This window comes from Nonlabens arenilitoris (genome assembly GCF_002954765.1).
In the GTDB taxonomy this organism is placed as follows: domain Bacteria; phylum Bacteroidota; class Bacteroidia; order Flavobacteriales; family Flavobacteriaceae; genus Nonlabens; species Nonlabens arenilitoris.
Map to the genome: position 1 here is coordinate 947,634 of NZ_MTPW01000001.1, position 12,349 is coordinate 959,982.

Here is a 12,349-nt window from a genome sequence, read left to right on the forward strand (position 1 = left end):
GCAAATTAAATTAATTGATTGTTAGGTTTAAGTTAAGTCATATTAAATCTAAGTTTATATAAGAAAACGCTTTCGCGAAAGCGAACTATAATAAATTAAACGGTTGAACAAAGTCTTGTGATACAATTATGAGATTCAAGATGTATATTGGAGGTTTATTACTACCCAGATTATCAATTATATATGAAATTTTTATTATCACTACTTGTATTTATATCCTTTCTACAAGTTAACGCACAAGACTTTACTAGTATAGCCAAAGAATTTTTTAAACAAAATAAAAAAACATACTCTCTTGAAGCACAAGATATTAACGACATTAAAGTCACCACTAGTTCCTTCTCAAAAAGTCTAAATGCACAGACCGTTTACATATCCCAATATTATAATGGTATTGAAATAGCAAACAGTTCATCCATGTTTTTAATAAGAGATAATGAGGTGATCAATAGCTCAATATCATTTGAAAGAGATATATCTAGTAAAATAAATTCGACAAATAACAATATTGAACCAACTGCGGCCATTCATCTAGCTGCTAGTTCAAAAAATTTAAACTTTAATACAAATACTATTGCGACGGGTATTGATCAAGATGGCACTTTGCATTTTACAAACATCTCTTTATCAACTACACCTATAAGCCTTAAGCCTGTATATATTAAAATTGAAAATTCATTAAGACTTACATGGCAAGTATATATAGAGACTAATGATAATCAACACATGTACTTATTATACATCGATGGTATCACTGGCGAGTTGATTAAAGAGATAGATCTAGTCATAAGCTGTAATTTCAATCATGATAAAGAAGGAGAACATCACGCATCTGAGGGAATAAACTTTTTACAATTATATCACTTTGAACAGGAAGCAGCTACCTTTATGGATAACTCTCAATATAATGTATTTGCACTACCATTGGAAAGTCCTAATCATGGAAATGAATCTATTGTCAACAGTCCCGCAGATCCAGTAGCGTCACCATTTGGCTGGCATGATACTAATGCTGTTATAGGACCAGATTTTACCATTACTAGAGGAAATAATGTATTTGCACAAGATGATTTTGATGGCGATGGCTCAACAATAGGCTCTTCACCTGATGGCAGCATCACACTTAATTTTAATTTCCCACAACAATTAGATGTTCCAGCCAGAGATAATATTAATGGATCAACTGTAAATTTATTCTACATGAATAATATGATGCATGACATCTGGTACCAGTATGGATTTGATGAAGCGAGTGGTAATTTCCAATCTAACAATTATGGAAATGGTGGTCTAGAAGGTGATTTTGTTGTTGCAGATGCTCAAGACGGAAGTGGCTTCAACAACGCCACATTTGGTACACCTGGTGATGGAGGCAATCCTAGAATGAATATGTTTCTTTGGAATGCTCCTACCACTGGTGGTGTAGATCCCTTAACAATTAACAATAGTAACTTAGCCGGTAGTTATGATGGTGAACCTGCTGCATTCGGTAGTAGCTTACCTAATCCTAATAACCCTTTAATCGCAGATCTAGCTTTAGTTATAGATGATAATTCAGGAGGTGTTTCTACAGACACTAGTGATGCTTGTGATGTGATTACAAATGGTGCGGTTTTAAATGGTAAAATTGTAGTGATGCGTCGTGGTAACTGTCAGTTTGGGACAAAAGTTCTTGCTGCACAAAACCAAGGAGCTATTGCCGTGATAGTAGTTAATAATGTCACTACAGCACCTATAGCTATGGCACCAGGTAATGATGGAAATCTAGTCACTATACCTTCTATAATGATCAGTCAGACAAATGGTAATGCTTTAATTGCGGCACTACAAAATGGCACGAACATCAATGCTAGTTTAAACAATACCGGCCTTTTTAGAAAAGATGGAAGTTTAGATAACGGAATTGTAGCACATGAATATGGGCATGGTATATCTACTCGATTGACCGGTGGACCTGCAAATCCTAGTTGCTTAAGTAATAATGAGCAAATGGGTGAAGGATGGAGTGACTGGTTCAGCCTTATTATTACTATAGAGCCAGGCGATTTAGGCACAGACATAAGAGGTATAGGAACTTATGCTACAAATCAATCTGTGACTGGCGCTGGGATTAGAAACTTTCCTTACAGCACTGATTTTAATATCAATCCAGTAACATTTGGCGATACGAACAACGCAAACTTTTCGGCTCCACATGGAATAGGATCTATCTGGGCCAGCATGTTATGGGATTTATCCTGGAGATTTATAAGTGATTACGGATATGATCCTGATCTATTTAATGGAACTGGCGGTAATAATATCGCAATGCAATTAATTATGGACGGGATGAAACTACAGCCTTGTAATCCAGGCTTTGTAGATGGTAGAGACGCCATTCTACAGGCAGACATGATTGCAAATGGCGGTGTTAACAATGATAGAATATGGGAAGTATTTACAGCCAGAGGTTTAGGCTTTAGTGCCACACAAGGAGATAGTAATAATAGATTTGATCAAACTGAAGCATTTGATACTCCACCGCCGCTAAGTATTGCTAATGATTTAAGTAATTCATTTAACATTTCACCTAACCCTACAAATGGTAGTATTTCAATAGCATCAACCGCACAAATTGATAATGGTTTACTAAGCATTTATGATTTTAATGGTAGAATCGTATTAACTAAAAAATCTAATTTTAGTAACATTGAAAAAGTAGATTTAAGCACATTGAAGGCAGGATTATATTTAATCTCGATTACAGGACAAGACACGAATCATGTAGAAAAAATCATAGTAAAATAGATCAAAATCAATATTATATATGATAGATTAATTTATTAAATCTGATGTTATGTTAACATTAAATCCCTTAAAGTCAAGACTACAGGATTATGAATAATGTATATTTGCAAAAAACAATCAGAGATGAAACAAATTTACTTTACGGTTGCAATGTTTTTCGTTGCAGCAATTTCTTTCGCACAAACATCAGAATTACTGATAAGTAAATATGGTGAAGGGACTTCTAACAACAAATTTTTTGAAATTTATAATGGTACTGGTGCTCCAGTTAATTTAGATGGATATGCGTGGCCTAGTGTCTCAAATGACCCAACTGTAGTAGGTGAATATGAATTTTGGAATACTTTTAATCCAGGCGCGGTAATTGCCGATGGAGATGTTTATGTTGTTGCACATGGAAGTGCAGATGCAACAATTCTAGCTCAAGCAGATCAAACCTTCAACTTTTTAAGCAATGGTGATGATGGATTTGCATTAGTACTTAATAATGGGACATTTAATGATCTAGATATGGATGGTGAAGTTGACGCAGGAGAAATGACTGGATTTACTATTCTTGATTTCCTAGGAGATTTTAATGGTGATCCAGGTACAGGTTGGGATGTTGCTGGTGTTGTAAATGGCACTGCAAATAATACCCTTACCAGAAAATCTTCAGTATGTGGACCAAATAATGACTGGGATGCCTCTAGAGGTTATGATGCTACAACTATGATGACTACAGCAGCCGCTTCTGAATGGATAGTGACTGGATCAAATAGTGGATGGAATACTCTTGGATCATTTGTAGGATGTTCAACTGCAGCAGTCTTAAATATTACTTCACCAGCAGATGGAACAGTACTTGCTGGCGGGACAACTAGCGTTGACATCACTTTTAGTGCACAGAATGCTCCAGCTACAGCAACATATGATATCAATGTAGATGGTACCCTTACAACTGGCGTTACTTCACCATTTACGATGACTGTTCAAGATGGTGGATCATACATGGTAACTGTAAATCTTGTAGATGGTGCTACAACTATTGCTACAGACGTTACTAATTTTTCTGTGGCTTTCCCTTGTGATTTACAAATAGGTACAATAACTGAAACTTGTCAAACTAATACAGCAGGAGTTGATTTATATGATGTAACTATAGATTACACTGGTGGTGGTACTTCAACTTACACAATTGACACAGCAGGTAATGGAGTTGTTGCTGGTGATAATCCTTCAACTGTCGCTGCAGGACAAATTATGATAACGGGTGTAACTGAAGGAACAAACTTTACCATTACTTTTTCTGGAGACCCTACAAATAGTAGTTGTAGTTTCACACGTAGTATCACGAGCCCAGCTTGTATTGGTAATGTAGTATGTGCAAACCCAGGAGATATTATCATAACCGAAATTATGCAAAATCCAGCAGCAGTTGGTGATAATGTAGGAGAATATTTTGAAGTTTATAACACAACATCTGCACCTATAAACATGCAAGGATGGGAAATAAAAGATGACCTAACAGCAAGTGAAACGCATGTTATTAGTGGTCTTATAGTACCTGCAAATGGTTATGCTGTTCTTGGATTGAGCAGTGATTCAACTATTAATGGAGGCATTGCTGTTGATTATGAATATAACGGTGTTAGTTTAGGTAACGTAACAGATGGAATAATGATAGATTGTACTGGAACTGTAATAGATATTGTAATTTATGATGACGGCGTAACTTTTCCTGATGGTACTGGTGCAAGTATGGAACTTGCAGTGTCAAAGTATAATTCAACTGACAACGACCTAGGTGTTAACTGGGGACTTGCAACTAGTACGTATGGAGCAGGTGACTTAGGTACGCCAGGTGCTGTAAATGACTTTACATTATCAAATGAGCAGTTTACTAAAAACAGCTTTAAACTATTCCCTAATCCAGTTTCTGGTAATGAGATTACAATCTCTGTAGAAAATGGTAATCCTGTAGATGTGATTATTTACTCTGCACTAGGACAACAAGTGATTTCTCAAAAAGCAGTAACTAACTCTATCAATGTATCCTCATTAAATGCAGGTCTTTACATTGTAAAAGTTTCTCAAAATGGCAACTCACAAACTAGAAAGTTAGTCGTTCAATAAGAATTACAAAACTTTTATAAATCAAGCGCCGCAGTCACACTGCGGCGCTTTTTTATTTACTTTTGAAATCAATAAACACAACGTATTGTTTCAGTCAGTTTTTAATATTACCTCATCATCTAAGTTTGAAGAAATGGCACTGTCCATTTTTAAACATCAATTAGATCACAACGCTATATATCATAAATACTGTCATTTAATAGATAGAACAACGCCACAAACGGTAGATGAAATTCCCTATCTTCCAATTTCTTTTTTCAAAAGCCATCATATAGTTAGCAATACTAACAAGTCACAAATCACATTTACAAGTAGTGGTACAACAGGCATAACCACATCTAAACATCATGTCACTGATACTGCTGTATATGATTTGAGCCTGGATAAAAGTTTTGCTATCACTTATGGTAATCATCAAGAGTATGCGGTACTAGCATTATTACCACATTATTTAGAACGCAGTGGATCATCTTTAGTTTATATGGCACAACGCTGGATAGAAAAAAGCAAACATCCGTCTAGCGGTTTTTATCTGAATAATATTGAGGAACTTGCACAGGTGCTTAAAATCTTAAGACAACAAAATCAAAAAGTCATTCTCATAGGAGTCACATTTGCCTTACTTCAACTAGCAGAAAAGTTTCCTCAAGAATTACCCCAAACCATCATCATTGAGACTGGCGGAATGAAAGGCATGCGCAAAGAAATTATCAAACAAGAATTGCATGACATTTTAAAATCTGCTTTCGCGAAAGCGAGTATACAAAGTGAATACGGCATGACAGAACTGTTATCCCAAGCATATGCTATCGATGGTATCAATTTTACCACGCCGCCATGGATGAGAGCGACTACTCGAGACACTAATGATCCATTGAGCTTATTAAAATCCACAAAAACTGGTGGACTTAATATTATTGATCTAGCAAATTATAATTCCTGTTCCTTTATCGCAACCCAAGACTTAGGAAAGGCATTTTTAGATGGGTCTTTCCAAGTCTTAGGTAGGTTTGATCAGTCTGATATAAGAGGTTGTAATTTAATGGCTGTGGAGTAGCGTTTTACTTCACTAACACTAAAAAGTAATTACGTTTACCTCTTTGTAACAACAACATATTCTCTGCAATTAAATCACCTGATGTAATTACTGTATCTTCAGTAATTTTATTCTTGTTTATAGATAAGCTATTCTCTTTAAGAGCACGGCGCACCTCACTATTAGAAGGTAAAAAGCTCGTTAAGTCTGCCAGAAGAGTAACAGGATCTACTCCATCCTTTAAAGCGTCTTTAGAAATCTCAGCTTGTGGGACACCTTCAAAAATATCTAATAAAGTTTCTTGATTGAATTCACTCCACTGCTCTGGTGTCACGGTTTTACTAAACAATATTTGAGAAGCCTTAAGTGCTGTATCATAAGCCTCACGACCATGTACCATTACAGTAACCTCTTCAGCAAGACGTTTTTGTAAAACTCTATAGCCTGGATCTTTTGCATGTTCTTCAATTAAAGCCTCACAAGTATTTTTATCTAAAAATGTGAAGATTTTAATCCAGTTAATAGCATCTTCATCAGTAGCATTAATCCAAAACTGAAAGAACTTATAAACAGATGTCTTATCTGCATCTAACCAGATGTTCCCAGATTCGGTTTTACCAAATTTAGTTCCGTCTGCCTTAGTAACTAACGGTGTCGTTAATGCATATGCTTTACCACCTAGCTTACGACGTACTAATTCAGTACCAGTCGTTATATTTCCCCATTGATCACTACCACCTATTTGTAGCTTACAATTCATATTTTCATACAGATGAACATAGTCATAACCCTGAAAAAGTTGGTATGTAAATTCTGTAAAACTCATTCCTTCGCCTTCACCTTGGACTCGTTTTTTTACAGAATCTTTTGCCATCATATAGTTAACAGTAATATGTTTCCCTACATCCCTAGCAAAATCTATAAGACTAAAATTCTTCATCCAGTCATAGTTATTCACTAAAACTGCTCTGGTAGCATCATCACCTTTTTCAAAATCAATAAATCTAGATAACACAGACTGTACACCAGCGATATTTTTATCTAGTATCTCTTGAGTTAATAAATTGCGCTCGTCACTTTTACCAGATGGATCGCCTATCATACCTGTAGCGCCACCTACTAGAGCAATAGGCCTATGACCTGCACGCTGTAAATGCATTAATAAAATGATTTGCACCATACTACCTATGTGCAAAGAATCTGCAGTGGGATCAAAACCTATATATCCTGTAACAACTTCCTTTTCAAGTAATTCTTCAGTTCCTGGCATGATATCATGTATCATACCTCTCCATCTTAGTTCTTCAGCAAAATTGTAAGTCATCTCAAAATATTTAAGCTGCAAATATATAGGCTTTACCGCACTTTTAAGAGTATTTAAAGCGCGGTTTATGTACTTTTACCATATGATTTTAGTAACTGGCGGCACTGGACTAGTAGGTGGACATTTGTTATACCGCTTTTGCGAAAGCGGAATTCCAACAAGAGCAATATATCGAGATCTTAAGAGTATCGATAAAACACGTGCTATATTTAATTCTTATGGTGCTAACAAAGCTACCCTTGTAGATGAAATCGAATGGGTTCAAGGAGACATTCTTGAAATCCCTAGCCTTGAACAAGCCATGGAAGGCATCACAAAAGTTTATCACTGTGCTGCCATTGTAGATGGCGCTCCTTTCTGGCAAATGAAGAAAGTTAATGTAACAGGAACTTCTAATATTATCAATACCGCACAAGCTCATCAAATAGAGAAACTATGCTATGTAAGTAGCATAGCAACACTGGGCGACCCAGTAGGACAACGAGCTATAAATGAAGAAGACTTTTTTAATCTAGACGCAAAAAATAGCAACTATGCCATTTCAAAATACGGTGGCGAGATGGAAGTATGGCGTGCAACTCAAGAAGGGATGAATGTTATTATAGTTAATCCTGGTGTTATTATAGGTGAAGGAAACTGGGAAAGCGGATCTGGAAAATTATTCTCTCAAACCTATAGAAAACAACCCTTTTATACAGATGGTTCTAGCGGTTTTGTAGATGTAAGAGATGTCACAAACGCGATGATACAACTTATGAATTCTGATATAGTTAATGAACGTTTTATTATCGTTCAATCATCGATTCATTATAAAGAGATTTTAAGTAAAATAAGTCATAGTTTAAAAAAGAAAGCACCTAAGATCATGGTTCCTAAATGGATTTTATACCTCATATCTGCAACAATGAAGGTAGGCCACTGGATAGGTTTTAATAGAGGTCTAGAACGTGCTACTGTTCAATCTTTAACCTCTCATAGTAAGTATGATGGTTTAAAGATTAAAAACCACATTAACTTCAGCTACACACCGATTGATGAAAGCATCCAACGAGTAAGCGATTACTATTTAAAAACTGTAAAATAAGAAGAAGCTTATTTTACGGACTCTAGAACTTTATCAATCTTATTTTTTGAAATAGAGTCCAATTGAGTTGGCTTTTCATTTAATCTATTTTGCCTTTCGGTTACACTGTCTTTAATCACTTGTAAGTTTTTATCAACTAGTTCCAGAACTTCGATAAAGTCCTCTACTCTATCCGCATAATAATTAAAATTACTTTTGTAAGAGATACTATCAATACCATGTTTTTGATAAACATATTGATCTGGTACAATACCCAGATCAACAAATGATTTACGATTAGAGGTCATGGATCCTTCTATTAGGTAAACATCTGTCATAATAGAAGCCATCTTTTCAGTATTAAAAAAAGGATCTGGTTTAGGCGATTTTTTAATGCCGGAACACGCTCCTATTAATAATATGATTGAAACGACTAATAACTTTTTCATCGTTGAAAAGTAAGTGCTTGAGCATTTTTCACCTTATTAACTTTAAAATTTTGGTAAGCAAGGTGACCATTTACAAAAGTATGAGTGATACGGCTATTAAAAGTAACACCTTCAAAGGGTGACCATCCACATTTTGCTAATATATTATCTTTAGTTACAGTCCATGGATTATTAGGGTCCACTAGCACAAGATCTGCCTTATAACCTTCTCTTATAAAACCACGATCTGCTATATCAAATAGTAGTGCTGGATTATGGCACATTTTCTCGACTACTTTTTCTATAGAAATTTTTTCTTTTGCTACAAATTGCATCATTGCAGGTAAAGCATGTTGCACTAACGGTCCACCGCTAGGACAATTTAAATAAGAATTTGACTTCTCATCAATTGTATGCGGTGCATGATCTGTGGCGATGACATCTATGCGATCATCTAATAAGGCTTCCCATATTTCTTCACGGTCCTTTACGGTCTTTACAGCTGGATTCCATTTAATTAAAGAGCCTTTTGAGGCATAGTCTTCATCACTAAACCATAAGTGATGTATACACACTTCAGATGTGATCTGTTTATCCTTTATAGCCTTTTTGTTATTGAATAAAGCTGTTTCTCTGCCTGTTGAAAGGTGAAATACATGAATTCTACCACCCGTTTCTTTTGCCAGTTCTACAGCTCCTGAACTACTAAGGTAACAAGCCTCTTCACTTCTAATAACAGGATGTTGTTCCATAGGAATATCATCTCCATAAGTTTCAATGGCTGTTTGTAGATTAGCTTTAATGGTTGCTTCATCTTCACAATGTAGTGCTATTCTCAATTTTACATTAGAGAATATTTTTTTGAGCACTTCTTTATCATCAACTAGCATATTACCGGTGGAGGATCCTAAAAACAACTTTAAAGCAGGTACTTTAGTAATATCTACTTTGAGTATCTCGTCTAAGTTATCGTTTGTACCACCAAACATAAAAGCATAGTTTGCATAACTATCCTTGGCAGCTGTAGCCATTTTATTCTCCCATTCTTTTATGGTAGTCGTTTGTGGTGAAGTATTAGGCATTTCCATGTAAGTAGTAATACCACCAGCCACAGCAGCTGCACTTTCGGATTCAATATTACCTTTATGAGTTAGACCTGGCTCTCTAAAGTGCACCTGATCATCTATAACACCTGGTAATAAGTATTTACCTTCTGCATCAATGATAATTGTATTACCATCTTTAGCACTTATGCTATCTGAAATCTCTTTAATAACGTCACCTTCTATAAGAAGATCACCATTTCTAGTGATTCCATCAGTAACGATTTTGGCATTTTTAATTAACGTCTTTCTCATATATCTAGTTTCCCTAATAAACTACTTATCTTCATTTTTAAAACCCCAAAAACGGCTTCACTTATAATACCACCACTCATTTTAGAATTACCTCTAGAGCGATCTGTAAAAATCACAGGTACCTCAACAATTTTTGCCTTTAGTAACCATGCTTTGAACTTCATTTCTATCTGAAATGCATAGCCTACAAATTTAATCTTATTCAAATTAAATCTTCTTAATAAAGATGCTTTATAGCAAACAAACCCTGCTGTAGTATCGTGTATTTGCATTCTAGTAATCCATCTCACATATCTAGACGCTCCATAAGACAATAAAATACGTGACATGGGCCAATTAACAACATTAACACCTTTTACATACCTACTTCCTATCGCTAGATCTGCACCTAGCTCGCAGGCTGAATATAGCTTGTGAAGATCTGCAGGATTATGTGAAAAATCAGCATCCATTTCAAAAACATAATCATATTCCCTCATTAAAGCCCATTTAAAACCATGTATATAAGCAGTTCCTAAACCTTGTTTTCCAGCTCTTTTCTCTATAAAAAGCCTATTAGAAAAACGCTTTTGGTAATCCTCTACAATTAGTGCTGTCCCGTCAGGCGAGTTATCATCTACAATTAAAACATGTACATCTTGGTAAAGAGAGAAAACGGAATCCATTATTAAGGATATATTTTCTTTCTCGTTATATGTAGGAATTATAACAATTGATTTCTTCATAGAGCTGGTAAAAATAACGAAATAAATAGCCGAGCGGTATTAACGAAAAACAAAAGAACTTATTTTTACAGTCCATGGAACTAAGAGAATTAAATTATAATAATTGGGTAACGATTGTTTTAGCGGTTTGCTTGCTACTTCTTGTCATTGCAAAATGGATTTATAAAAATGAATTTCAACACTTATTAAGCGCAGCTATAAGTGATAGATATATTAAGGTCTCTCGTAATGAAAACCCATATCATGGTTTAAGAATAATCACTGTCTCTGTTTATACCATAGGGCTAGCATTATGGATTACTAAGCTTTCTTATCTAGAGGAAAGGTCACTTTTAGACTTTAAAACCTTTACCTTAATACTTACTGGATTGACCATATTTATTCTCGCAAAGCGATATTTATCAATGATGATTGCCTCTTTATTGAAATTTGATGAAATACTAGAATTGATTGAATATCACAGAAACACTTACAGAGCAGTTTTAGGTATATTACTACTTATTGTCAATTTTTAATTTATTACACCTTCCCTGATTCATTGGTAATAGTACACTCTATAAGCCTTGTAAGTATTTTCATGTTTGCAATCTATAATTTAATAATTCTTTATACCTATTCAAAGTCATTACTTCAACACTCTTTTTATTTTATTTTGTATCTTTGCGCGCTTGAAACAGCACCCTATCTACTTTTATATAAGTATATTATGCTGTCTAAAGCCTACTAATAAAGAAAAGAATGCCTATGAAAGTGAAGACAATTTTAGTTTCCCAACCTGAACCTAAAATGGAAAATTCACCCTATCAGACTTTAGTAGACCGTACTAAGGTAAAGATAGATTTCCGTTCGTTTATACATGTAGAAGGTGTTCCTTCAAAAGAAGTACGCGAGCAAAAAATAGACATCAGTAAGTTCACGGCCATCGTTTTAACCAGTCGCAATAGTGTTGATCACTTTTTCAGAGTTGCTGAAGAAATGAGATATAAAATTCCAGACTCGTTAAAATATTTCTGTCAGAGTGAAGCTGTAGCCTATTATTTGCAAAAATATGTTGTGTACCGTAAACGTAAAATCTATGTAGGTAAACGCACGTTTAAAGAACTAGTACCACTCATAAAGAAACATAAAAATGAAAAATTCTTAATCCCAAGTTCTGATAAATTACAGGATGAAGTACCAGAGCAAATGGATGCTTTAGGTGTGGTTTGGACATCAGGAACTTTTTTCCGCACGGTAATTAGTGATCTTTCTGACCTTGCAGACGTGAAGTATGACATCTTAGTGTTTTTTAGCCCTAGTGGTATTGAATCTTTATTTAAAAACTTTCCTGATTTCACACAAGATAAGACTCGCATTGCTGTTTTTGGAAACACTACTATGAAAGCTGCTGAAGATATGGGACTGCGTATTGACATACAAGCTCCTACGCCTGAGTCTCCTTCAATGACTATGGCAATTGAAAACTATATTAAGGAAGATAAATAGATCTACTATTACGCTTTAGCCAAAGCGA

The 12,349-nt window shown here is 35.1% G+C and carries 9 protein-coding genes and 1 pseudogene; 6 read left to right on the plus strand and 4 right to left on the minus strand.

Going from position 1 to position 12,349, the window contains the following annotated elements; genetic code table 11:
- Nucleotides 1-183 precede the first annotated feature (183 nt).
- From BST92_RS04210 to BST92_RS04220, 3 genes are all read left to right on the plus strand, one after another.
- Nucleotides 184-2,787: a T9SS-dependent M36 family metallopeptidase gene (locus tag BST92_RS04210; protein ID WP_146105094.1), complete on the plus strand. Its 2,604-nt coding sequence runs from the start codon at nucleotides 184-186 to the stop codon at nucleotides 2,785-2,787.
- Nucleotides 2,788-2,910: 123 nt separating this feature from the next.
- A complete protein-coding gene (locus BST92_RS04215; RefSeq protein WP_170061708.1) occupies nucleotides 2,911-4,902 on the plus strand; it encodes a lamin tail domain-containing protein in 1,992 nt (663 codons plus the stop codon).
- 133 nt (nucleotides 4,903-5,035) lie between these two features.
- Entirely contained in the window at nucleotides 5,036-5,959 is a 924-nt protein-coding gene (locus BST92_RS04220) for a LuxE/PaaK family acyltransferase (protein WP_170061709.1), read from the plus strand.
- Between the two features lie 4 nt (nucleotides 5,960-5,963).
- Here the strand turns inward: BST92_RS04220 and tyrS are convergent, their stop codons facing one another.
- On the minus strand, nucleotides 5,964-7,262 hold the full coding sequence (gene tyrS / locus BST92_RS04225; protein WP_105070325.1) for a tyrosine--tRNA ligase: 1,299 nt from the start codon (nucleotides 7,260-7,262) through the stop codon (nucleotides 5,964-5,966).
- An 82-nt stretch (nucleotides 7,263-7,344) separates the two neighbouring features.
- On the opposite strand from tyrS, the gene BST92_RS04230 reads away from it, so the two are divergent.
- Nucleotides 7,345-8,346, plus strand: a complete 1,002-nt coding sequence (locus tag BST92_RS04230) for an NAD-dependent epimerase/dehydratase family protein (protein ID WP_105070326.1) — start codon at nucleotides 7,345-7,347, stop codon at nucleotides 8,344-8,346.
- Nucleotides 8,347-8,354: 8 nt separating this feature from the next.
- Here the strand turns inward: BST92_RS04230 and BST92_RS04235 are convergent, their stop codons facing one another.
- From BST92_RS04235 to BST92_RS04245, 3 genes are read right to left on the minus strand one after another with little or no spacing between them, the layout of a single operon-like run.
- The gene (locus BST92_RS04235; protein ID WP_105070327.1) at nucleotides 8,355-8,774 is read right to left on the minus strand and encodes a DUF4296 domain-containing protein; all 420 of its coding nucleotides are present in this window, start codon (nucleotides 8,772-8,774) and stop codon (nucleotides 8,355-8,357) included.
- Nucleotides 8,771-10,111, minus strand: coding sequence for a dihydroorotase (locus BST92_RS04240; protein ID WP_105070328.1), 1,341 nt, complete (start codon nucleotides 10,109-10,111; stop codon nucleotides 8,771-8,773). Before BST92_RS04240 ends, BST92_RS04235 begins: the two co-directional genes overlap by 4 nt.
- Complete coding sequence (locus tag BST92_RS04245; RefSeq protein WP_105070329.1) at nucleotides 10,108-10,836, minus strand: polyprenol monophosphomannose synthase; 729 nt, start codon at nucleotides 10,834-10,836, stop codon at nucleotides 10,108-10,110. The genes BST92_RS04240 and BST92_RS04245 overlap by 4 nt, the downstream gene beginning before the upstream one ends.
- A gap of 74 nt (nucleotides 10,837-10,910) precedes the next feature.
- Here BST92_RS04245 and BST92_RS04250 point away from each other — a divergent pair.
- Both BST92_RS04250 and BST92_RS04260 read left to right on the plus strand, forming a co-directional pair.
- Nucleotides 10,911-11,563, plus strand: a pseudogene (locus tag BST92_RS04250) (DUF4271 domain-containing protein).
- A 17-nt stretch (nucleotides 11,564-11,580) separates the two neighbouring features.
- The gene (locus BST92_RS04260) at nucleotides 11,581-12,321 is read left to right on the plus strand and encodes a uroporphyrinogen-III synthase (protein ID WP_105072196.1); all 741 of its coding nucleotides are present in this window, start codon (nucleotides 11,581-11,583) and stop codon (nucleotides 12,319-12,321) included.
- Nucleotides 12,322-12,349: the final 28 nt, after the last annotated feature.

Coding starts and splice junctions, on each gene's coding strand:
- BST92_RS04210 (WP_146105094.1), top strand. CDS start 184: ATGAAATTTTTATTATCACTACTTGTATTTATATCCTTTCTACAAGTT.
- BST92_RS04215 (WP_170061708.1), top strand. CDS start 2,911: ATGAAACAAATTTACTTTACGGTTGCAATGTTTTTCGTTGCAGCAATT.
- BST92_RS04220 (WP_170061709.1), top strand. CDS start 5,036: ATGGCACTGTCCATTTTTAAACATCAATTAGATCACAACGCTATATAT.
- tyrS (WP_105070325.1), bottom strand. CDS start 7,262: ATGACTTACAATTTTGCTGAAGAACTAAGATGGAGAGGTATGATACAT.
- BST92_RS04230 (WP_105070326.1), top strand. CDS start 7,345: ATGATTTTAGTAACTGGCGGCACTGGACTAGTAGGTGGACATTTGTTA.
- BST92_RS04235 (WP_105070327.1), bottom strand. CDS start 8,774: ATGAAAAAGTTATTAGTCGTTTCAATCATATTATTAATAGGAGCGTGT.
- BST92_RS04240 (WP_105070328.1), bottom strand. CDS start 10,111: ATGAGAAAGACGTTAATTAAAAATGCCAAAATCGTTACTGATGGAATC.
- BST92_RS04245 (WP_105070329.1), bottom strand. CDS start 10,836: ATGAAGAAATCAATTGTTATAATTCCTACATATAACGAGAAAGAAAAT.
- BST92_RS04260 (WP_105072196.1), top strand. CDS start 11,581: ATGAAAGTGAAGACAATTTTAGTTTCCCAACCTGAACCTAAAATGGAA.